This window comes from Streptomyces prunicolor, from assembly GCF_045162825.1.
In the GTDB taxonomy this organism is placed as follows: domain Bacteria; phylum Actinomycetota; class Actinomycetes; order Streptomycetales; family Streptomycetaceae; genus Streptomyces; species Streptomyces prunicolor.
Genome location: NZ_CP108676.1, coordinates 9,022,641 through 9,043,167 on the forward strand (window position 1 = coordinate 9,022,641; position 20,527 = coordinate 9,043,167).

The following is a 20,527-nucleotide window of genomic DNA, read 5'->3' on the forward strand; positions in this document are numbered from 1 at the left end:
TCGTCAGTCGCCTTGCCTCCCATTCGGTTGCCCTCAGTCCTTCTCTGTCTGCCCTCAGTCCTTCTTCGTCCTCAGTCGGGTTGTCCTCAGTGTGGAGGTCCCTGTGTCCCGTCGTGTGCCTGGAATCCGCGCCGCGCTGGCTCTCACGCTCACCGCCCCGCTCACCCTCACCGCACCCCTCGCCCTCGGCGGCCCCGCCACCGCCGCGGACCAATACACCGTCACCGCGCTGAAGTTCACCGTCCCCGCGGGTGGCCGGGACTGCACGGTCGACGCCGATCTGTACCGGCCCGCGGGCGTGGACCGTTCCAACCCGGCGCCCGCCGTGCTGGCGACCAACGGCTTCGGGGGCAGCAAGTCCGACGGTTCGACGGACGCCATCGGCAAGGTCTTCGCGCGGCGCGGCTATGTCGGGCTCGTCTACTCCGGGCTGGGCTTCGGAAGGTCGGGGTGTCTCATCTCGCTCGACGACCCACGCCTCGACGGGGCGGCCGCCTCGGGGCTGATCGACTTCCTGGCGGGCACGCGGGCCGCCGACGACGGGACCAGGGCCGACTTCGTGACGCTTGACGCGAAGGGCGATCCGCGCGTCGGGATGATCGGCGGATCGTACGGGGGCGCGATCCAGCTGGCGACGGCGGCCGTGGACCACCGGGTCGACGCGCTCGTCCCGCTGATCACCTGGAACGACCTGGCGTACTCCCTCGACCCCAACAACACGGTCGGCGAAGGCGGTTGGACCGTTCCAGGCGCCTTCAAGTGGCAGTGGGCCAACAGCTTCTACCTCACCGGCGAGACCCAGCCCCTGACCGTACCGAGCCTCGACCCGACCCGGATCAACTCCCTCACCTGTCTGCACTTCGTCACCAGGGCCTGCGCCATGTTCCGCACCCTGAACTCCGGGAGCTACCCGGCCAGGGCGACGGCCGACCTGCTCGCCTACATGCACAGCGTCTCGCCGGTGTCGTATCTGAACCGGGTGAAGGCACCGACGCTGCTCGTCCAGGGGCAGGCCGACAGCCTGTTCAACCTCAACGAGGCGACGGCGACGTACAAGACGCTGAAGGCGCAGGGGACGACCGCGAAGATGATCTGGCAGTCGCTGGGGCACAGCAGCGGGACGGCCGCCCCGGCCGCCGGTGAACTCGACCTGAGCCAGGGCGACTTGGAGTCGAGCTATGTCGGCAGGCGCATCGCGGCCTGGTTCGACCGCTATCTGCTCCGGCGGACGGACACGGACACCGGACCGGCGTTCGCCTACTACCGCGACTGGATCACGGACCCGGCCGACACCTACGCCACCGCGAACCAACTCCCCGCGCTCGACGAGAAGTTGTACCTCTCCGGCGACGGCAAGCTGGTGGACGACCGGGCGAAGGTGGCGCGCGGCAGCGGTAAGTACGCCAACCGGCTTGTCCCCACGAGCCATTCGGAGAGCTCGTTGGCCGGGACGATCGGCCTGCCGGACCCGGCGCCGTACGACACGGCGGGCACGTACCTGGGCTGGACCGGCGAACCCCTGACCCACGCGACGGACGTCGTCGGCGCCCCGAAGGCGACGCTCAAGGTCGTCTCCCCGCAGGCGCGGCGCGTCCAGAACTCCGGCGACGCCGCCGACAACCTGGTCCTCTTCGCCAAGCTCTACGATCTCGCCCCCGACGGCACCCAGACCCTTGTCCACCGGTTGGTCGCCCCCGTCCGCGTGCCGGACGTCACGAAGAGCTTCACGGTCACCCTGCCGGGGATCGTGCACCGGTACGCGAAGGGGCACCGGCTGCGGTTCGTGATCGCGGCGAGCGACGACGCGTACACCGGGAACCGGGGGATCAAGCCGGTGACGGTGGTCAGCTCGCCGCAGGACACCGGGGTGCTGGAGCTGCCGGTCGTCGCGGACTGAGTCTCACCGTGCGTGATGGGCGATTCGGGCTCACCCTGGAGGCATGAGCCCGAAGACCACCGAGAGTGGCGGTAGGACCGGCCAGCGGGAACGCGTGCTGACGCCCGCCCGGATCACGGTTCTGCTGCTCGCCGTCCTGGCCCTGATCTTCATCTTCGAGAACACCCGTGCCACCAAGATCCGCCTGCTGATCCCCGAGGTCACCATGCCGCTGTGGATGGCGCTGCTGGGCACGGCGATCATCGGCGCCCTGTGCGGGTGGTATTTCATGCGCCGGCGCCGCTAGGTCGAACTAGGGTGACGGGATGCCGCACACCGCATCCCGTTATCTTGCCGAAGGCCCCCGCGTGGGTATACGTCACTTCACCTACGAGGACGGTGCCGAGTTCACCGCGCGTGCCCGGGAGAGCAAGGAGCTGCACCAGCCGTGGCTGTTCCCGCCGGCCAGCGGTGACGCGTACACCGCTTACGCGCAGCGGCTGATCGAGGACCGGTCCAAAGCCGGGTTTCTCGTGTGCGAGCTGGACGGCGGGGGCATCGCCGGGTTCATCAACATCAACAACATCGTCGAGGGCGGCTTCCAGTGCGGAGCGCTGGGCTACGGCGCCTTCGCGCACGCGGCCGGGCGCGGGCTGATGCGCGAGGGGATGAACCTCGTGGTGGGACACGCCTTCGGGCCGATGCGGCTGCACCGGCTGGAGATCAACGCGCAGCCCGGCAACGCCGGGTCGATCGGCCTCGCCCGCAGCTGCGGGTTCCGCCTCGAAGGCCTCTCGCCGAACATGATCTACATCGACGGCGCGTGGCGGGACCACGAGCGCTGGGCGATCACCGCCGAGATGCGGACTTCCGGTTGACCTTCATCGTGTCCAGGTCCGTCACCGTCGACTTCAGGTCACGGAAGCCGTAGCCGAGGCCCTTGAGCGCGGTCTCGGCACGGTCCTCCGCGAGCGCCGCCGCCATCTCGTCGCCGTCCGCCGCGTCCGACACCACCACATACCGCCACGAGAAGTGCTTGAGCGGCGCCGGTTCGTAACTGAGCGAGCCCTCCTCGGTGAACCGCATGCTCAGCATCCCGTGCTCCGCCGCCTCACCCAGCAGCCGCTCCCGCACCTCGTCCGTCAGCGCGTCCCAGGTGCCCCGGACGATCACCCGGTACGTGTGCTGCTCGCCCATCAGCCGTTCCATCCTTCGGTCCAAGTCGTCGAACGGCCCGACTGTACGTCGGCGAGGGCGCGGCGCACGCGGAATTTCGTGGCGCCCGGGTGCTCCCGCCTTTGCGGAATCCTGACCGGTAGCGCCCCTGGCCACCGCACCCGTTGCCGGGTTCCATGGTGATCGTGACGACGATCCGACGTGAGGTACTGACCCTGCCCACCGCCGAGTTGGGTCCGGACAACCCGCTGCCCCCACTGCGCCCCCTGGACGAAGCGCACCGTATCGACGACCGGGACCGCGAGGACCTGCCGCGCGACATGGCCCGCCAGGTCGGCTACGAACCCCTCCGCAGCCTGCTGCCGACCCGCGTCCGGGACGGCTACGACAGAGACCGCACACCGCGCGAGATCGACGCCCTCGTGATCGAGAACGACCGGCTGCGCGCCACCGTGCTGCCCGCCCTCGGCGGCCGGATCGCCTCCCTCGTCCACAAGCCCACCGACCGTGAACTCCTGTACCGCAACCCGGTGTTGCAGCCCGCCAACTTCGCCCTCAACGGCGCCTGGTTCTCCGGTGGCATCGAGTGGAACATCGGCGCCACCGGCCACACCACCCTCTCCTGCGCACCCCTGCACGCCGCCCGCGTCCCCGCCCCCGACGGTGGCGAGATGCTCCGCCTGTGGGAGTGGGAACGGCTCCGCGACCTCCCCTTCCAGGTGGACCTCTGGCTCCCCGAAGGCTCCGACTTCCTCTACGTCGGCGTCCGCATCCGCAACCCGCACGAGCGGCCCGCGCCCACCTACTGGTGGTCCAACATCGCCGTACCGGAGGAACGCCGGGTCCTCGCACCGGCGGAGGAGGCCTGGCACTTCGGATACGAGCGGCGGCTGCGCCGGGTGCCCGTGCCCTCGTACGACGGAGTGGACCGGTCCAATCCCCTCAACAGCCCTTACGCCGCCGACTACTTCTACGAACTGCCGGACGGGTGGCGGCGCTGGATCGCCGCGCTCGACGCGGACGGATACGGGCTCGTGCAGACGTCGACCGATGTACTGCGAGGGCGAAAGCTGTTCGTGTGGGGCACGGGCAGCGGTGGCCGGCGCTGGCAGGAGTGGCTCACCGAGCCCGGTACCGGTGGCTACTGCGAGATCCAAGCAGGCCTGGCCCGCACCCAGTTGGAGCATGTACGGCTCGACCCGGAGAGCGAGGTGTCCTGGCTGGAGGCATACGGGCCGCTCGACGCCGACGCGGCGGGGGAGTGGTCCACCGTCGTGGACGGTGCCGAGGCGCGGCTCGAAACCGCCCTGCCCCGCGCGGACTTGGACGCCGCCCACACCGCTTGGAAGCCGCACGCCGACACCGAACCCGGTGAGATCCTCGCCACCGGCTCCGGGTGGGGCGCGCTTGAAGTCCTGCGTACCGACTGGAAGTTGCCCGGCACGCCCTTCGAGGAGTCCACACTCGGCGACGCCCAGGCGCCCTGGGTGGAGCTGCTGCGGAGCGGGGTCCTGCCCGAGCCGCGTCGGGTCCGGCCGCCCGGTGAGACGCTGGTCGCCTCGCACTGGCGGGACATGCTGGAGACCGCGCACGCGACCCCGCTCACCGAGTACCACCTCGGCGTCGCGCAGTGGCACGCCGGCGATAGGGCGCAGGCGGTGCGCAGCTGGGAGCGGGCCCTCGAACTCGCCCCGTCCCTCTGGCCGTTGCTGCGCTGTCTGGCCGTAGCGGATCAGGAGGCGGGGAACCACGGGCGGGCCGCGGACCGGTACAACGAGGCCTTCGCCGATCTGTGTCACGAGCGGCGGGACGCGGGGGAGCGGTGGACCGCCGCGACGGCCGCGCTCGGGCGGGAGGCCGTCGAGGCGCTGCTGCGGGTACGGCGGACGGCCGATGCCCGCGCTGTGTGGGACATGCTGCACCCCGTCACCCGGGAACGCGGCCGATTCCTGCTGCTCCAGGCCGAGTTGCTGCTCGCGGAAGGGCGGCGCGACGACGCGTGGGCGGTCTTCGCCGAGGGCTTCGAGGTCGCCGACCTGCGTGAGGGTGCCGAGTCGATCGGTCGGCTCTGGGCCCGTCTCACCGACGAACCCCTGCCGACGCGCTACGACTTCAGGATGCGGCCGGACACCCCCTGAGACGACGGAACGAGGACCGGCGGTCGCGGATCAGGCCCGCCGGTCCACGTACTCGTAGACCATCCCGTCCGGATGCAGCGCGATCAGATTGCGGCCCGCCGGTGAGGCGATGGGGCCCGCGACGATGTGGGCGCCCAGTTCGGTCAGGACCGCGTGCGTCTCGTCGACGTCCTTGACGGCGATGGTGGCGGCGATCTTGCGCAGTACCTCCAACTCCGCCGGCGGCCCGCTCATCAGCAGGAAACAGCCGACCGCGGCCACCGACACGCCACCTCGCTCGAAGCGGAGCGCGGTGCCACCCGCGAGCCGTTCGTAGAAGGGGACGGCGGTCTCCAGGTCGTCGACGCAGACACGCAGCGTGGCTCCCAGAATCTCCATACGGGCGAGCCTAGTTGGGGCGGGCGGGCCGTGGTGATCCTTTCGGGCGATCCCGGTGAGCGTTCGGCACGTGTTTGGGCGGCCTTCTCAGGGGGACGCGGAATGCCTCGCACGGCCACCCCCTAAGGAGACCCATGGACACCGGTGAACTCGTCGAACTCGGACAGCAACTGCGCGTGGACAGCGTGCGGGCCGCCGACGCGGCGGGCTCCGGACACCCGACGTCCTCCATGTCGGCCGCCGACCTGATGGCCGTCCTGCTCGCCCACCACCTCCGCTACGACTTCGACCGCCCCGCCCACCCCGGCAACGACCGCTTCGTCCTCTCCAAGGGACACGCGTCACCCCTGCTCTACGCCGCCTACAAGGCCGTAGGAGCCGTCGACGACGCCGAACTGCTCACCTTCCGCATGCTGGACAGCCGTCTCGAAGGGCATCCCACCCCGCAGCGGCTCCCGTGGGTCGAGACCGCCACCGGTTCGCTCGGCCAGGGGCTGCCGGTCGGCGTCGGCATCGCCCTGTCCGGCAAGCGGCTTGAGCGCACCGGGTACCGCGTGTGGGTGCTGTGCGGGGACAGCGAGCTGGCCGAGGGCTCGGTGTGGGAGGCCGCCGAGCACGCGGCGTACGAACACCTCGACAACCTCACTCTGATCGTCGACGTCAACCGGCTCGGGCAGCGCGGCCCTACCCGGCACGGACACGACCTCGACGCGTACGCGCGCCGGTTCCGGGCCTTCGGCTGGCACACGGTCGAGGTCGACGGGCATGACGTGGACGCCGTGGACCGTTCCTACAGCGAGGCCGCGTCCACCAGCGGTCAGCCGACCGTGATCCTCGCCCGCACCCTCAAGGGCAAGGGCGTCGCCTCCGTCCAGGACCGCGAGGGCCTGCACGGCAAGCCGCTGCCCGACGCGGACGCGGCGATCGCCGAACTCGGCGGGCCGCGCGACCTGCGCGTCCAGGTGCGGGAACCCCTGGACGCCCGCGCGCTGCACTCCGTACGCGCCGACCACCTGGAACTCCCGCGCTACGACCGGGGCGACGACGTCCCCACCCGCGACGCCTTCGGGCAGGCCCTCGCCGCGCTCGGTTCCGCGCGCGGGGACGTCGTGGCGCTCGATGGCGAGGTCGGGGACTCCACGCGCGCCGAGTTCTTCGCCAAGGAGCACCCCGAGCGCTACTTCGAGTGCTACATCGCCGAGCAACAACTGGTCGGTACGGCCGTCGGGTTGGCGGCGCGCGGCTGGGTGCCGTACGCCTCGACGTTCGCGGCGTTCTTCACGCGCGCGTACGACTTCATCCGGATGGCTGCCGTCAGCGGTGCCGGAATCAACCTGGTCGGTTCGCACGCGGGCGTGTCCATCGGGCAGGACGGGCCCTCGCAGATGGGGCTCGAAGACCTGGCGATGATGCGCGCGGTGCACGGTTCGACCGTGCTGTACCCGTGCGACGCCAACCAGACCGCCCGGCTCGTCGCCACGATGGCCGGCCTGGACGGCGTGCGCTATCTGCGGACCTCGCGGGGCGCCGGGCCGGTCGTGTACGGCCCCGACGAGGAGTTCCCGGTCGGCGGCAGCAAGGTGCTGCGGTTCTCCAGCCGGGACCGGCTGACGGTCGTGGCCGCCGGGGTGACCGTCCACGAGGCACTGGCCGCCGCCGACGCGCTCGACCGCGAGGGCATCCAGGTGCGGGTGATCGACCTCTACTCGGTCAAGCCCGTCGACCGGGAGACCCTGCGCCAGGCCGCCGAGGACACCGGCTGTCTGCTCACCGTCGAGGACCACCACCCCGAGGGCGGTATCGGGGACGCGGTCCTCGACGCCTTCCTCGACGGGCGGCCGGTGCCGCGCCTGGTCCGGCTCGCCGTACGCACGATGCCCGGCGCGGCGAGCCCGGCCGAGCAGCTGCACGCGGCCGGTATCGACGCGGAGTCGATCGCGGCGGCCGGGCGGCTGCTGGTGGAGACGGCGATCGTGCGCTGAACGTGCGCAACGCCAGGGGCCCGTGCCCGCCGGTCTCCCGGCGGGCACGGGCCCGATGTCTGTGGGGTGGGGAAGGCGGCCCGCTACCAGCGGTACCAGCGTCCCCTGCCGCCGCTCGCCGAGGTGCCGCGCACCAGGAAGCCGAGCAGCCACACGGCGAGCACGATCAGCGCCACCCACCAGAGGATCTTCAGTGCGAAGCCGGCACCGAACAGGACCAGCGCCAGCAGTAGGACGATCAGGATCGGAACCATGTGTGTAACCTCCTGACCGCCCGAGTGCCCCCGAACCGGCGGATCAGGCGTCCTTACGGGCCAGGATCTCCCCGTGCAGCACGGCGAACCAGCCGTCCTCCTGCTTCCCCCACTCCCGCCACGCCTCCGACACTGCGGTCAGCTCGTCGGCGGTCGCATGGCCGCCCTCGGTCGCGACTCCCGCGTACGAGGACGCGACGGTACGGTCCGCCCACAGGCCGCTCCACCAGGCCCGCTCGTCCGGAGTGTGGAACGTCCAGGTGCTGGAGGTGGCCGTGACGTCGGTCAGCCCCGCCCGCAGCGCCCACGATTTGAGACGCCGTCCGGCATCCGGCTCGCCCCCGTTGGCGCGGGCCACCCGGCGGTACAGGTCCAGCCAGTCGTCCAGCCCCGACACCAGCGGATACCAGGTCATCACCGCGTAGTCCGCGTCGCGGACGGCGATGAACCCGGTCGGCTTGGTCACCCGCACCATCTCCCGCAGCGCCTGCACCGGATCGCCCACGTGCTGGAGCACCTGATGGGCGTGGACCACACAGAACGTGTTGTCCGGGTAGTCCAGCGCGTGCACGTCGGCGACCGCGAAGTCCACGTTCGTCAGGCCGCGTTGGGCGGCGGTGGCCCGGGCCTGGTCCAGGATGCCCGGCTCGCGGTCGACTCCGGTGACGTGCCCGTCGGGGACCATCGCCGCCAGGTCCGCGGTGATCGTGCCCGGGCCGCAGCCGATGTCCAGGATCTTCATGTGCGGCTTCAGCGAACCGAGCAGGTAGGCCGCGGAGTTGGCGGCGGTTCGCTGGGTGTGCGAACGCAGTACGGACTCGTGGTGCCCGTGCGTGTAGACGGCGGTCTCCTGCGGCTTCGGCATGGCTCTACCTACCCCTTCGCGTCTTCTTCGGCGTAGGCAGAACGGTACGCGCGCATGTCGCATGATGAGACCTGCGTTTTACGATGTGGACTGATGGGTGATCAGGGACTCCGTCAGTGGGCGGTACACGGTCAGTGCCTCGGGCTGCTCCTCCAACGTCAACTCGCCTGCCACGTCCGTGACTTCGCCGTCGTAGGCGAGGAGCGTGCCGGGGGCCAGGCCGCTCAGGCGCAATCGGTGCACCTGGACCGAGGCATGGACGGGGGAGCGGGAGAACGGGCCCGCGAGGGCCGCCGCGAGCAGGCGCAGCGCGGGCCTGCGGCCGCCGTGCACGATCCGGATGTCGAGACGCCCGTCCGCCAGGTCGACGCGGCGGCCGGAGGCGACCCCCATGCGGTGATAGGTGCCGTTGCCGGCGAACAGCAGCCACAACGGGCGGGTACGGCCGCCGAGTTCGGCCTCCAGCGGATGCCGGTCCGCGCGCAGCACGCGCAGCGCGGCGAGCACACCGGCCGGCCAGCCGCCGATCCGGGGCGCCCAATGCTCCCGCTCGCGCACCAGCTCCGGATAGACGCCCAGGCTCAGGGTGTTGAGGAAGATGCCCCGGGTGGCACCGGACCTGAACCGGCCCACGTCCACGCGTGCGGCGTCGCCCTGCTTGATCGCCTTGCTCAGATCGCGGGGACCCTCCACGCCGAGGTCGTAGGCGAAGTGGTTGAGGGTGCCACCCGGGAGGACCGCGAGGGGCAGGCCGTGGCGCAGGGCGACCTGTGCCGCCGCGTTCACCGTGCCGTCGCCGCCGCACACCCCGAGCACCCGGGCGCGGGCCGCCGCCTTCTCCAACTCGGCCTGTATGTCAGCTGGTTGACAGGCGATGACCTCCGCGCCGGGCAGGAAGTCCGTCAGCGCGTCGGCCCGGTCGGCGCTGCCCGACGCCGAGTTCACCACCATGACCAGCCCGTCGCCGTCCTCCAGCGCCGGTACCTCGGCGCGGGCGCGGGCCGGCGGCACGATCTGCCCGCGCGTCGGCACCATCCCGCGCACCGCGAACGCCGCGCACGCGCCCAGGGCGGCGCCCGCCAGCACGTCGCTCGGGAAGTGGACGCCGGTATAGACGCGGGAGGCGGCGACCGAGAACGCGATCGGCGCCACGACCGCGCCCCAGGCGGAGGACTCCAGGGCCACGCCGGTCGCGAAGGCCGCCGCCGACGCCGCGTGACCGGACGGGAACGACGTGGTGATCGGCTGCCGCTTCAGCTGCCGGCCCAGCGGGACCGGGTCCAGGACGGGGCGGGGGCGGCGCACGGTCCGCTTGCCGATCGTGTTGATCGCGAGGGAGGCCAGGGACAGGGAGGCGATGCCCCGGGCGGCGGCCCGGCGGGCCCGCGGAGTACGGCTCGCGGCCACCGCGGCGGCCGTCGCGAACCACAGCACGCCGTGATTGGCGCTCCGGCTCAGCCGCGGCAGCACGGGCTCGCCGGCGGGCCAGTGCCGGTCGGCGGCCACCTCGAAGAGGCGCGAGTCGAGGGAGAGCAGCCATTCACGCAGGGCGTGGCGGCCGGGGAGAGGGACCGTGAGGTCGACGTCAGGGCTCATGCCGTGCCGGGTACCCTGAAGTGGCCGTTTGCTGCCCGGCGGACCGTCGGCGGACCGATTCCACCGTCTTTCCACCGTCGGCGGACCGCTTCGTTCCGACCGTCGGCGGCCCGTTCCGTCCGGACCGTGGTTGGACCGTTCCATCGGAGGACCCCCGCATGCGCCTGCTCCTCATACGCCACGGCCAGACGACGGCCAACGTGGCCTACCTCCTCGACACGGCCGTCCCCGGCGCGGAGCTGACCGACCTGGGCCGCCGCCAGGCCGCCGCCCTCCCGGAGGCCCTCGCGGACGAGGACATCGAGGCCCTCTACGCCTCCACCCTGATCCGCACCCAGCACACCGCGGCCCCGCTGGCCGCCGCCCGCGGCCTCGACATACGTGTCCGCGACGGCATCCGGGAGCTGACCGCCGGTGACCTGGAGATGCTGCCCGGCGACACGGAGCCCGGCCACGAGTACATGCGGATCGTGTTCGCGTGGGCGGCCGGTGACACGGAGCTGCGGATGCCGGGCGGCGAGAGCGGCACCGAGGCCCTGGCCCGCTACGACGGCGTGATCGCGGAGGCGGCGGACAGCGGCGCCCGCACCGTCGCCATGATCAGCCACGGTGCCGCGATCCGGATGTGGACATCCGCCCGCGCCGACAACATCGACGTGGACTTCGCCGCCGCCCGCCCCCTCGACAACACCGGCATCGTGATCCTGGACGGCTCCCCGGCCGACGGCTGGAAGGCCCTGTCCTGGGAGGGCGCCGTCGTGGAGACGGCCGCACCGGACACGGACGGCGGCCCGACCGGACAGCCGCTCGACGAGGACCAGAAGCCCTAGCGAAACCTCGGTGCGGTTTCGGCGGGCACAATAAGGGTTTGCCGGTCCGCGAGGCCGCCCCACAGAATGCGTGGTCATGGGACATCTGGAAGCCGCACACCTCGAGTACTACCTCCCCGACGGGAGGCCGCTGCTCGGCGATGTGTCCTTCCGGGTCGGCGAAGGCGCCGTGGTCGCCCTGGTCGGGCCCAACGGCGCCGGCAAGACGACCCTGCTGCGGCTGATCTCCGGCGAACTGAAACCGCACGGCGGCACGGTCACCGTGAGTGGCGGCCTGGGCGTGATGCGCCAGTTCGTGGGCTCCGTACGCGACGAGACGACCGTACGAGATCTGCTCGTGTCGGTCGCACCGCCCCGCATCCGCGAGGTCGCCGCCGAGGTCGACAAGGCCGAGCACGGCATCATGACCGTCGACGACGAGGCGGCCCAACTCGCCTACGCGCAGGCCCTGTCGGACTGGGCCGAGGTGCACGGCTACGAGTTCGAGACCCTGTGGGACATGTGCACCATGGCCGCGCTCGGAGTGCCGTACGACAAGGCGCAGTTCCGGCAGGTCAGCACGCTCTCCGGTGGTGAGCAGAAGCGGCTCGTGCTGGAGGCGCTGCTGCGCGGCAGCGAAGAGGTGCTGCTCCTGGACGAGCCGGACAACTACCTCGACGTACCCGGCAAGCGCTGGTTGGAGGAGCGGCTCAAGGAGACCCGCAAGACGGTCCTGTTCGTCTCCCACGACCGTGAACTCCTCGCCCGCGCCGCCGAGAAGATCGTCTCCGTGGAACCCTCGCCCACCGGCGCCGACGCCTGGGTGCACGGCGCCGGCTTCGCCACCTACCACGAGGCCCGGCGCGAACGCTTCGCCCGCTTCGAGGAGTTGCGCCGCCGCTGGGACGAGAAGCACGCCCAGCTCAAGAAACTCGTCCTGAACCTCCGTCAGGCAGCCTCCATCAGCCACGAGTTGGCGTCCCGCTACGCCGCGGCCCAGACCCGCCTGCGCAAGTTCGAGGAGGCGGGCCCACCCCCCGAGCCCCCGCGCGAGCAGGACATCACCATGCGCATCAAGGGCGGCCGCACGGGCGTAAGAGCCGTCACCTGCAAGGGACTTGAACTGACCGGACTGATGAAGCCCTTCGACCTGGAGGTCTTCTACGGCGAACGGGTCGCCGTCCTCGGCTCGAACGGCTCGGGCAAGTCGCACTTCCTACGGCTCCTCGCCGGCGAGGAGGTGAAGCACACGGGGGAGTGGAAGCTCGGGGCACGTGTTGTGCCCGGGCACTTCGCTCAGACCCACGCCCACCCCGAACTCCAGGGCCGCACCCTCCTCGACATCCTGTGGAAGGAACACGCGCAGGCCCAGGGCCCCGCCATGTCCCGACTGCGGCGCTACGAGCTCACCGGCCAGGCCGAGCAGAGCTTCGACCGGCTCTCCGGGGGACAGCAGGCGCGTTTCCAGATCCTGCTGCTGGAACTCCAGGGTGTGACGGCTCTCCTCCTCGACGAACCGACCGACAACCTCGACCTGGAGTCCGCGGAAGCCCTTCAGGAGGGGCTTGAGGCGTTCGACGGGACGGTGCTCTCCGTCACGCACGACCGCTGGTTCGCCCGGTCCTTCGACCGGTATCTGGTCTTCGGCAGCGACGGCAAGGTGCGCGAGACGACCGAGCCGGTGTGGGACGAGCGGCGGGTGGAGCGGGCGCGGTAGCCCTTCCGCGCGGGGCGCGGCGGTCACCTTGGTACAGAGGCCGCGGGGCCGGAATGCCGGAATGTTCGTAGAGTGGACTCAGGACCCTGAGACTCGACGAGCGGGGCACACCATGACCGGAGTCGACCCTGCGCGCCTGGACGATGCTCAGCTCATGAAGGAGCTGGAGACCATCCACCGCACGCGCCACGACACCCTGCTGTACGGCTCGAACGACGCGCTGCGCGCCCACAACGACCGGATGGCCGGGCTGGAGGGCGAGTACCTGCGCCGCCACCCGCGTCGCCTCGTGGCCCCCGGCCGTACCCGGCAGGGGGCACGCGAGCGGGACTGAACGGTGGGCGTTCGTGCCTTGAGATGGTGTGCGTTTGTCCCTTGAGGTCGGGGACATGACGCAGGGTCGGATTGCTGAGCGGTTCGCGCCCACGCGGCGGAGCCGCGAATCGATACAGCCCCGCGCCCCTGAAAACCTGCCGTCATCCTGTGTTTCACCCGCTCGGCCGGTCTCCTTAACCCCAATGGGGTCCGCCGCGCGCGGCGCTCTCCCGGTCGGGCTTCGATGGTGGTGCCGTCGTCCTCGGTCTAAGGAGACCCGCTCATGCGTCGCACCGCCCTTGCTCTGTCCGTCGTCGCCCTTGTCGGCGCCGCCGGGCCCGCTGTGGCCGCCGATCCGGGTGCCGAGGTCAGTCCGAGCACCGTGCGGGCCGGTGGGAACGTCACCGTTTCCGTCACCTGCGAGGCGATCGGGGGGACCGTGGCCGAGACCATCGACGCCACGTCCCAGGGGTTCGACGACGGGACCGTTCAGTTGCAACGCGTGCCCGGCAACGACGACCGGGCTGCCGGAGCCGCCTATCGGGGGACCGCGCGGATCTCCGACGGCGAAGGGGGCGAGCGGGACTCCGCGTGGACCGTCGACGGGACCTGTCCCGCGCCGCCCGGGGGACAGGGCAGGCCCTGGAGCGCGACCTTCAGCGTCGAGCGCGGGGGTGGGCAGCCGCCGTGTCAGGAGCCTCGGGTAGATGCCTGTGGTGGTGTGCCCGCCGCGATTCAGCGCGGGGTGCAGGCCGGGGAGGGCGGTACCTTCACCGACTCCGTTCCGGCTCTGGTCGCCGGTGGTGTACTGATCGCGGGTGCCCTCGGTGGTGCCGTGTACCGGCTGCGCAGGCGGACGCCGGGACACTGAGCGGGCGAGCGGGGCACGGCACGGCACTGCACGAGGGACTGCGCGGAGGCACCATGCGGCAGGCGGACGCGGTAGGCCAGGGGCCTGTGCGTTATGGGCCGGTGTTTCCTGATGACGGCTTGCCCGTGCTGCCGGAACTGGCCTCAGTCCTTGCCGCCGCCGCGTCCCGGACTGAGGAGCAACCCGTCGGCGGCGCCCCCGTACTGCTCGACGCCGCGAGCGGTTACTTCGACCGTCGGGGACTGCCCGCCGACCCCGCCCGCGTGGCCGCCGCCCCGGGTGCCCCCGCGCTGCTGGTCGCGCTGACCGCCGCGCTCGGCGGTGACGTACTCGTCCCCAGACCCTGCGCCGCCTGGTGGGCGCCGTACGCGCGCCTGTTGGGCCGATCCGTGTTCCATGTGGGCACCCCGGCCGAGTGCGGCGGGGTGCCCGATCCGTACGCCCTGCTGGAGACCGTGCGCCGGGTCCGGGACGAGGGCGGGGACCCACGGCTCCTCGTCCTTTCGGTGGCCGACGATCCGACCGCGACCGTGGCACCGCCCGAGGTCATGCACGAGACCGTCGAGGCCGCCGCGGCCGAGGGGCTGTACCTGGTCAGCGACGAGACCTGGCGCGACACCCTGCACACACCGCGCGGCACCATGCTGCTCAGCCCCGCCGAGATGCTGCCCGACAAGGTCACCGTCGTCACCGACCTGGCCGGCGCTCTCCTCCCGTCCGGCTGGCCGGCCGCCGTCGCCCGCTTCCCCGAAGGCCGTGCCGGGCAGGCCCTACGCGCGCGCGTGCTCGACGTCCTCACCGCACTCGGCGCCCGCGTTGCCGCACCGGTCGCCGCCGCGGCAGGCCACGCCCTCGGCGAACCCCCGCCCGTCCTCGCCCGCCGCGACACCGCCGTACACCTGCACGCGCGCGTGGCCGCCGCCGCGCACGCCGCCGTCACCGGGGCGGGCGCGTTCTCCCGGCCGCCGCAGGCGGGACGTCATCTGTACGTCGATCTCGGGCCGTTGCGCCACGCGCTCACCCCGCAGGGAGTGGGCGACGCGCAGGACCTGGAGGAGTTCCTCACCGCCCGGCTCGGCATGCCCGCGCCGGGCGGCCACCGGTTCGGCGACGACCTGGGCGCGCTGCGGGTCCGGCTGTCCACCGGGCCGCTGTTGGGCCGAACCGATGCGGAACGCGCGGAATGTCTCACGTCACCCTTGCCGTTGGAACTGCCACACGTGCAACGCGCGTTGATGTCCTTGAGGTCGATCTTCGACGATCTCCGCGACGACGCTCAGCGATGGGAGCCTCCTCGATGACGCAGCAGTCCGAGTCGACCACCGACACCAGTACGGCCATGCGCGAAGCGGCCGCCCCGACGTCCCCGTTCACCCCCTCGTCCCCGCCGCTCGCCGAACCCCGCCCCCTCGGCGAGCGGCGCGTGTGGCCCCGCACCTTCCACGACCGGCTCACCGCCCCGCTCCCCGGCCTCAACGCCTACGCCCGCTTCGCCCGCGAGGGTTCCGTGCGACCCCGCCCCGAGGGCCTCGCCGACATCCCCCAACTCCCTTTCGCCCCCGAGCCGTTGCCCCAGGTGGACGCCCTGACCGTCGCCGTCACCTGGGCGGGGCACGCCAGTTGGGTGGTCCGCATCGGCGGCCTGACCATCCTCACCGACCCGGTCTGGTCCCGCCGCATCCTCGGCACCCCGGCCCGGATCACCCCCGTGGGCGTCGCCTGGGAAGCACTCCCACCCATCGACGCCGTAGTCATCAGCCACAACCACTACGACCACCTCGACGCCCCCACCCTGCGCCGACTCCCGCGCCACACTCCGGTGTTCGCACCGGCCGGCCTCGGCACCTGGTTCAGACGCCGCAGATTCACCCACGTCACCGAGCTGGACTGGTGGGAAGCGGCCCAACTGGACGGCGTCCGCCTCGACTTCGTACCGGCCCACCACTGGTCCAAGCGCAGCCTCACCGATACCTGCCACTCCCTGTGGGGCGGCTGGGTGATGACAGCACCGGACGGCCAACGCGTCTACTTCGCAGGCGACACGGGCTACGGCCACTGGTTCTCCCGAATCGGCCACCGCTACCCGGGAATTGACCTGGCCCTACTGCCCATCGGCGCCTACGACCCGCGGTGGTGGCTCAGCGACGTCCACTGCGATCCGGAAGAGGCGGTCCAGGCCGTACAGGACTTGGGCGCGAGACGGATGGCTCCGATGCACTGGGGCACGTTCGTCCTGTCGGCGGAACCGGTCCTGGAACCGCTCACAAGGGTGCGGGCGGCCTGGGAGAAGGCGGGGTTGGCGCGCGAAGACCTGTGGGACTTGCCGGTAGGAGCCTCAAGAGTGCTGGAGTAGATGCCCCAAGAGAGGCGCGGGGCTGTGTCGATTTGCGGCTCCGCCGCGGGGCGCGACCAGCCACAACGGACCCGCACCCCGCAACGACCCCTCAACTGGCAGTCCGAACCCGCCGCCACAAACTAGGCGCGACACTGATCACCACGGTCAACACAACCGCCGCCACCACACCTTCCCAAGGCTCGGGAAACAGCGACCCGCCAAGGATGCCGATCAGCTGGTACGTCACCGCCCACGCCAGACACGCGGGCGCATTCCCCCGGGCGAACCGGCGGATCGGCCACTCCGCCATGAGGCAAGCCAACATCACCGGAATACGCCCGGCCGGCACCAACCGGGACAGCACCAACACGGCGACCCCATGGTCGGCCAACTTCGCCTGCGCCTGCGCGAGCCGCTCCTCCGGGGCCCGCGCCCGAATCGCCTCCAACCACCGCGACCCGTTCTTGGACCCCATCCCCCGCCGCCCCAGCCAGTACAACGCGACGTCCCCGAGAAACGCGGCCAGCGAAGCCGTGACGAAGACCAACGCCATCGCGAACGGCGCCGTCTGGTGAAAGGCGACCACGGCCGCCGAACTCACCAGCGCCCCCGTCGGAATCACCGGCACCAGCGCCCCGAACAGCACCAGCAGGAACAACGACGGGTAACCGATGGCCTGTTGAGCGGATTCGGGCGATGTCGTGGCCGTAGCGGCCGCGATCCAGCTCACCGGGCGACCTCCGGCCGCACGCTCTCCCCGTGCCCCAGCCGGTGCACCGCAACCGAGGGCGCGAGTTGGGCGGCGATCCGCACGAACTCGTCGCCCGGCGTGTGGAATTCGTGCGGGCGCACCGCGTCCATCCCGATCGGCCAGTACGTGCCGTAGTGCACCGGCACCGCACTGCGCGGCGAGAGCCGGACGAGGGCCTGGGCCGCGCGCCCCGCGTCCAGATGCCCCTCGCCGAGATACGGCCCCCAGCCGCCCACCGGCAGCAGCGCCACGTCGACCGGCCCGACCTCCTTGGCCATGTCGTCGAAGAGCCCGGTGTCCCCGGCGAAGTAGGTGCGCGCCTCGCCCTCGACGACGTAACCCAGCGCGGGGGAGCGGTGCGGGCCGACCGGCAGCCGGCGTCCGTCGTGCCGTGCGGGGACGGCCCGTACGACCAGGTCACCGACCATCGTCTGGTCGCCGGGGGACACCTCGTCGATCCGCAGCTGCCGTAGCCGGCGCAGTCCGGGCACCGCGCGGAGTGCGCCCCGGGGCACGAGCAGGCGCGTGCCCGGGGCCAGGGCGCCGAGCGAGGGAAGGTGCAGGTGGTCGGCGTGGAGGTGGGAGACGAGCGCCAGGTCCGCGCGATGGGCCTCGGGCGGCGGCACCGCGCCCCGACGGCGTCGTAGATGTGCGAGTCGGCGCGCGAACAGGGGGTCGGTGAGGACGCGCGTGTCCGAGTCCTCGATCGTGCAGGTGGCGTGACCCCACCAGGTGATCTCCACCGGCACCTTCTTTGCCTCCTTCGCGCGACTCCCCCGAAGCCTACGGGCAGGAGTAGGGTCGGCGGCGAAACCCGGAGGTGAGGGGGACGCCATGGGACAGGTACGCGGTGCCTCGGGTATGCGCTCGCGGCTGCGGGTCACGGCGATCGCCAGCCTGACGCCGCTGGAGGAGCTGGACGACGACCCCTTCCTGGTCGACTCCCGCAGCCAGCACGCGATGTGCGCCCGCTGGGCCGCCGACCACGGCTATGTGATCGCCCGCGAGCTTCTGGTGCGCGGGCTGCGCCCCGACCACTCCGCCCTGTGGGACGGCGTCCGCCCCGGCCTCGACCTGTTCGTCGCCCCCAGCCGCCGGGTCCTGGAGAGCGCGCTGTCCTCCGTCGACGAGTTCACCGACGAGTGTGCGCGACGCGGGGTGCGGATCGAGACGGTCGGCCGCGCGGAACCCTGCTACGACGCCCAGATGAAGGCCAGCGTGCACCGACGGCTGTCCATGCCGACGGCGGGCTACGACGGCCGCTAGTTCCGGGGCCCCGCTGCTCGCTCCGGGGTCCCCGCGTCCCGTATGACAGGCTGGGGACAGGCCCGCCAGGTCGTCGGGCCAGGGACGTGAGGTGTACGGGGCGTGGGTGGAGCGCGTTGGCGGCGGCTCGCCAGTCAGATCGGGCGCAGTGTCGCGGTGTGGGCGGTCTCCACGGTCACCATGCTGGTGCTCGCCGGGATCCTGCCGGACTTCAAGCTCCAGTCGGCAGACGGTGACAGCGCGACCCGGATCGGTGTCACGGCCGCGTTCGGCGCCGGTGCTTTCGGTCTGCTGTCGGCCCTCGTGTGGCCGCTGCTGGTGCGGCTGTTGTTGCTCGTTCCCGCGCTCGTGCTCGGTCTTCTCGTGTTCGTGCTCAACGGGTCGCTGCTGCTGATCGCCCTGCGGATCAATCCGGACGGCGGGCTGCGCGGCCAGGTCGCCCCCGAGACCGCCGTGGTCGTGGCCGCCGTGATGTCCGCCGTCGCCTCCGCGACCGGCGGTGCCCTCGCCGTGCGCGACGACGACGCCTACCGCCGCCGCCTCTACCGCCTCGCCGACCGCCGCCGAAGAGCCATGCCGCCCGGCCCGTCCAGCCCCGGTACCGTCTTCCTCCAGCTCGACGGCGTCGGCCACGACGTGCTGCTCGGCGCGGTGGCCAAGGGCCTGATGCCGACGGTCGCGAAGCTCCTCGGCGGCGACCGCCCGACCCACCGCCTCACCCCGTGGCGCACCGACTGGTCCAGCCAGACCGGCGCCAGCCAGCTCGGCATCCTGCACGGCTCCAACCACGACATTCCCGCGTTCCGCTGGTACGAGAAGGACACCGGCGAGGTGATGGTCTGCAACCGCCCGACCAGCGCCGCCGAACTCCAGCGCCGCGCCGTCGAGTTCACCGGCGACGGCGGTCTCCTCACGCTCGACGGCGCCAGCCGCGGCAACCTGTTCAGCGGCGGCGCCGACGAACAGGCCCTCGTGCTGTCCATCGCCATTCGCCGCCGGGGCCGCGAGAACCGTTCCCGCGCGGGCTACTTCGCCTACTTCTCCGACCCGGCCAACGCCGTCCGCACCGCGATGTCCTTCGTCGCCGAGGTCGGCCGCGAGATCGGCCAGTCGACCCGCTCCCGCCTCACCAAGCAGCGCCCCCGGATCAAGCGCGGCGGCCTCTACCCCCTCATCCGTGCCTTCGCGACCGTCATCGAACGGGACGTCGTCGTCGCCGCCGTCATGGGCGACATGCTGGCCGGCCGCACCGCCGTCTACGCCGACCTCGTGGCCTACGACGAGGTCGCCCACCACTCCGGACCGCGCAGCCGCGACGCCGCCAAGGTGCTCCAGCGCTTGGACCGTTCCATCGCGTTGATCGAGAACGTCGCCGAGCACGCCCCGCGCCCGTACCGCATCGTCGTCCTCTCCGACCACGGCCAGAGCCCCGGCGAGACCTTCCAGGGCCGCTACGGCCTCACCCTCGGCGACCTGGTGCGCGCGGGCTGCGGGCTGCCCGTGCCGCGCCGGGCCCGCCGCACCCACAGCGGCGCCGAGGCCCGCGCCGCCGTCCGCGCCGCGCTGCGCCGGCCGGTCGAGGAGAAGGACGAGCCGCACCGCCACCCCGGCCGCCACTCGGAGCCGGTCGTGCTGGCCTCCGGCAACCTCGGCCTGGTCTCCTTCCCGGACGTCCCGCACCGCATGACCAAGGAGGAGATCGACGCCCGGCATCCGGCACTGCTGACGACCCTCGCCAACCACCCCGGCGTCGGCTTCGTCCTCGTACGAAGCGAGGAGCACGGAGGGGTCGTACTGGGGGCGCACGGTGCCGAACTCCCGGTGGCCGAACTCGACGACAAACAGGGCCCGTTGGCGGACTTCGGACCCGGTGTCGCGGACGCCGTCCGGCGCACCCACTCCTTCCCGCACACCGCCGACATCATGGTCAACTCCTGGTACGACCCCGCCGAGGGCGAAGTCCTCGCCTTCGAGGAGCAGATCGGCTCGCACGGCGGCCTCGGCGGTGCGCAGGGCAAGCCGTTCCTGCTGTCGCCGCACGTGTTCTCCGCACCGGTCGACGACGGTGAGGACCTCGTCGGCGCCGAGCACGTCCACCAGGTTCTGCGGCGGTGGCTGCGCGAGTGCAACGGGCCCCAAGTGCCGCTGACGGACGAGCAGTCGGAGCGGGCCGCCTGAAAATCGGCTGCGCCGGGTCG

Annotated in this window: 20 protein-coding genes; 13 read left to right on the forward strand and 7 right to left on the reverse strand. The window is 71.8% G+C overall.

The window, feature by feature from the left end; genetic code table 11:
• Positions 1-103 precede the first annotated feature (103 nt).
• From OG588_RS41005 to OG588_RS41015, 3 genes are read left to right on the forward strand one after another with little or no spacing between them, the layout of a single operon-like run.
• Positions 104-1,897 carry a CocE/NonD family hydrolase gene (locus OG588_RS41005; protein ID WP_405951661.1) on the forward strand — a complete coding sequence of 598 codons (1,794 nt, stop codon included), beginning with the start codon at positions 104-106 and terminating at the stop codon, positions 1,895-1,897.
• Positions 1,898-1,940: 43 nt separating this feature from the next.
• The gene (locus OG588_RS41010; protein ID WP_266864038.1) at positions 1,941-2,183 is read left to right on the forward strand and encodes a LapA family protein; all 243 of its coding nucleotides are present in this window, start codon (positions 1,941-1,943) and stop codon (positions 2,181-2,183) included.
• A 19-nt stretch (positions 2,184-2,202) separates the two neighbouring features.
• Positions 2,203-2,754, forward strand: a complete 552-nt coding sequence (locus OG588_RS41015; protein WP_405951662.1) for a GNAT family N-acetyltransferase — start codon at positions 2,203-2,205, stop codon at positions 2,752-2,754.
• Here OG588_RS41015 and OG588_RS41020 read toward each other — a convergent pair.
• Positions 2,726-3,073, reverse strand: coding sequence for a DUF6204 family protein (locus OG588_RS41020; RefSeq protein ID WP_405951663.1), 348 nt, complete (start codon positions 3,071-3,073; stop codon positions 2,726-2,728). The two genes, OG588_RS41015 and OG588_RS41020, sit on opposite strands and share 29 nt — an antisense overlap.
• 155 nt (positions 3,074-3,228) lie before the next feature.
• Here OG588_RS41020 and OG588_RS41025 point away from each other — a divergent pair, with 155 nt between their 5' ends.
• Entirely contained in the window at positions 3,229-5,190 is a 1,962-nt protein-coding gene (locus OG588_RS41025) for a DUF5107 domain-containing protein (RefSeq protein WP_405951664.1), read from the forward strand.
• Between the two features lie 30 nt (positions 5,191-5,220).
• On the opposite strand, the gene OG588_RS41030 is transcribed toward OG588_RS41025, so the two are convergent.
• Positions 5,221-5,568 (reverse strand): VOC family protein, encoded by a 348-nt coding sequence (locus tag OG588_RS41030; protein ID WP_405951665.1) that lies wholly within the window; start codon positions 5,566-5,568, stop codon positions 5,221-5,223.
• 134 nt (positions 5,569-5,702) lie between these two features.
• Here OG588_RS41030 and OG588_RS41035 point away from each other — a divergent pair, with 134 nt between their 5' ends.
• Positions 5,703-7,550, forward strand: coding sequence for a transketolase (locus OG588_RS41035; RefSeq protein WP_405951666.1), 1,848 nt, complete (start codon positions 5,703-5,705; stop codon positions 7,548-7,550).
• Between the two features lie 83 nt (positions 7,551-7,633).
• Here OG588_RS41035 and OG588_RS41040 read toward each other — a convergent pair whose 3' ends face one another.
• From OG588_RS41040 to OG588_RS41050, 3 genes are all read right to left on the reverse strand, one after another.
• The gene (locus OG588_RS41040; RefSeq protein ID WP_266864046.1) at positions 7,634-7,804 is read right to left on the reverse strand and encodes a hydrophobic protein; all 171 of its coding nucleotides are present in this window, start codon (positions 7,802-7,804) and stop codon (positions 7,634-7,636) included.
• 43 nt (positions 7,805-7,847) lie between these two features.
• Positions 7,848-8,669, reverse strand: coding sequence for a class I SAM-dependent methyltransferase (locus tag OG588_RS41045; RefSeq protein WP_405951667.1), 822 nt, complete (start codon positions 8,667-8,669; stop codon positions 7,848-7,850).
• Between the two features lie 78 nt (positions 8,670-8,747).
• Positions 8,748-10,265: a bifunctional phosphatase PAP2/diacylglycerol kinase family protein gene (locus tag OG588_RS41050; protein WP_405951668.1), complete on the reverse strand. Its 1,518-nt coding sequence runs from the start codon at positions 10,263-10,265 to the stop codon at positions 8,748-8,750.
• Positions 10,266-10,423: 158 nt separating this feature from the next.
• On the opposite strand from OG588_RS41050, the gene OG588_RS41055 reads away from it, so the two are divergent.
• The 6 genes from OG588_RS41055 (at position 10,424) to OG588_RS41080 (ending at position 16,330) form a co-directional block, all read left to right on the forward strand.
• Positions 10,424-11,095 (forward strand): histidine phosphatase family protein, encoded by a 672-nt coding sequence (locus tag OG588_RS41055; protein ID WP_405951669.1) that lies wholly within the window; start codon positions 10,424-10,426, stop codon positions 11,093-11,095.
• A 76-nt stretch (positions 11,096-11,171) separates the two neighbouring features.
• On the forward strand, positions 11,172-12,791 hold the full coding sequence (locus OG588_RS41060) for an ABC-F family ATP-binding cassette domain-containing protein (protein WP_019062893.1): 1,620 nt from the start codon (positions 11,172-11,174) through the stop codon (positions 12,789-12,791).
• 112 nt (positions 12,792-12,903) lie between these two features.
• Positions 12,904-13,125 (forward strand): DUF6158 family protein, encoded by a 222-nt coding sequence (locus tag OG588_RS41065; RefSeq protein WP_019062892.1) that lies wholly within the window; start codon positions 12,904-12,906, stop codon positions 13,123-13,125.
• 264 nt (positions 13,126-13,389) lie between these two features.
• Positions 13,390-13,977, forward strand: a complete 588-nt coding sequence (locus OG588_RS41070; RefSeq protein WP_405951670.1) for a hypothetical protein — start codon at positions 13,390-13,392, stop codon at positions 13,975-13,977.
• A gap of 53 nt (positions 13,978-14,030) precedes the next feature.
• Positions 14,031-15,278 carry an aminotransferase class I/II-fold pyridoxal phosphate-dependent enzyme gene (locus OG588_RS41075; RefSeq protein WP_405951671.1) on the forward strand — a complete coding sequence of 416 codons (1,248 nt, stop codon included), beginning with the start codon at positions 14,031-14,033 and terminating at the stop codon, positions 15,276-15,278.
• Positions 15,275-16,330 (forward strand): MBL fold metallo-hydrolase, encoded by a 1,056-nt coding sequence (locus OG588_RS41080; RefSeq protein WP_405951672.1) that lies wholly within the window; start codon positions 15,275-15,277, stop codon positions 16,328-16,330. The genes OG588_RS41075 and OG588_RS41080 overlap by 4 nt, the downstream gene beginning before the upstream one ends.
• A 91-nt stretch (positions 16,331-16,421) precedes the next feature.
• Here the strand turns inward: OG588_RS41080 and OG588_RS41085 are convergent, their stop codons facing one another.
• Together OG588_RS41085 and OG588_RS41090 are read right to left on the reverse strand one after the other, a co-directional pair.
• Positions 16,422-17,042 carry a DedA family protein gene (locus OG588_RS41085; protein WP_405951673.1) on the reverse strand — a complete coding sequence of 207 codons (621 nt, stop codon included), beginning with the start codon at positions 17,040-17,042 and terminating at the stop codon, positions 16,422-16,424.
• Positions 17,039-17,812, reverse strand: a complete 774-nt coding sequence (locus OG588_RS41090; RefSeq protein ID WP_405951674.1) for an MBL fold metallo-hydrolase — start codon at positions 17,810-17,812, stop codon at positions 17,039-17,041. The genes OG588_RS41085 and OG588_RS41090 overlap by 4 nt, the downstream gene beginning before the upstream one ends.
• Before the next feature lie 85 nt (positions 17,813-17,897).
• On the opposite strand from OG588_RS41090, the gene OG588_RS41095 reads away from it, so the two are divergent.
• Together OG588_RS41095 and OG588_RS41100 are read left to right on the forward strand one after the other, a co-directional pair.
• On the forward strand, positions 17,898-18,329 hold the full coding sequence (locus OG588_RS41095; protein ID WP_405951675.1) for a hypothetical protein: 432 nt from the start codon (positions 17,898-17,900) through the stop codon (positions 18,327-18,329).
• 102 nt (positions 18,330-18,431) lie between these two features.
• On the forward strand, positions 18,432-20,507 hold the full coding sequence (locus OG588_RS41100; protein ID WP_405951676.1) for a phage holin family protein: 2,076 nt from the start codon (positions 18,432-18,434) through the stop codon (positions 20,505-20,507).
• Positions 20,508-20,527: the final 20 nt, after the last annotated feature.

What these genes read in the sequence shown, in the direction of transcription:
- OG588_RS41070 (WP_405951670.1), top strand. Translation starts at nt 13,390, where the DNA reads ATGCGTCGCACCGCCCTTGCTCTGTCCGTCGTCGCCCTTGTCGGCGCC.
- OG588_RS41015 (WP_405951662.1), top strand. Translation starts at nt 2,203, where the DNA reads ATGCCGCACACCGCATCCCGTTATCTTGCCGAAGGCCCCCGCGTGGGT.
- OG588_RS41050 (WP_405951668.1), bottom strand. Translation starts at nt 10,265, where the DNA reads ATGAGCCCTGACGTCGACCTCACGGTCCCTCTCCCCGGCCGCCACGCC.
- OG588_RS41080 (WP_405951672.1), top strand. Translation starts at nt 15,275, where the DNA reads ATGACGCAGCAGTCCGAGTCGACCACCGACACCAGTACGGCCATGCGC.
- OG588_RS41065 (WP_019062892.1), top strand. Translation starts at nt 12,904, where the DNA reads ATGACCGGAGTCGACCCTGCGCGCCTGGACGATGCTCAGCTCATGAAG.
- OG588_RS41060 (WP_019062893.1), top strand. Translation starts at nt 11,172, where the DNA reads ATGGGACATCTGGAAGCCGCACACCTCGAGTACTACCTCCCCGACGGG.
- OG588_RS41095 (WP_405951675.1), top strand. Translation starts at nt 17,898, where the DNA reads ATGGGACAGGTACGCGGTGCCTCGGGTATGCGCTCGCGGCTGCGGGTC.
- OG588_RS41045 (WP_405951667.1), bottom strand. Translation starts at nt 8,669, where the DNA reads ATGCCGAAGCCGCAGGAGACCGCCGTCTACACGCACGGGCACCACGAG.
- OG588_RS41035 (WP_405951666.1), top strand. Translation starts at nt 5,703, where the DNA reads ATGGACACCGGTGAACTCGTCGAACTCGGACAGCAACTGCGCGTGGAC.
- OG588_RS41055 (WP_405951669.1), top strand. Translation starts at nt 10,424, where the DNA reads ATGCGCCTGCTCCTCATACGCCACGGCCAGACGACGGCCAACGTGGCC.
- OG588_RS41040 (WP_266864046.1), bottom strand. Translation starts at nt 7,804, where the DNA reads ATGGTTCCGATCCTGATCGTCCTACTGCTGGCGCTGGTCCTGTTCGGT.
- OG588_RS41010 (WP_266864038.1), top strand. Translation starts at nt 1,941, where the DNA reads ATGAGCCCGAAGACCACCGAGAGTGGCGGTAGGACCGGCCAGCGGGAA.
- OG588_RS41020 (WP_405951663.1), bottom strand. Translation starts at nt 3,073, where the DNA reads ATGGGCGAGCAGCACACGTACCGGGTGATCGTCCGGGGCACCTGGGAC.
- OG588_RS41025 (WP_405951664.1), top strand. Translation starts at nt 3,229, where the DNA reads ATGGTGATCGTGACGACGATCCGACGTGAGGTACTGACCCTGCCCACC.
- OG588_RS41030 (WP_405951665.1), bottom strand. Translation starts at nt 5,568, where the DNA reads ATGGAGATTCTGGGAGCCACGCTGCGTGTCTGCGTCGACGACCTGGAG.
- OG588_RS41075 (WP_405951671.1), top strand. Translation starts at nt 14,031, where the DNA reads ATGCGGCAGGCGGACGCGGTAGGCCAGGGGCCTGTGCGTTATGGGCCG.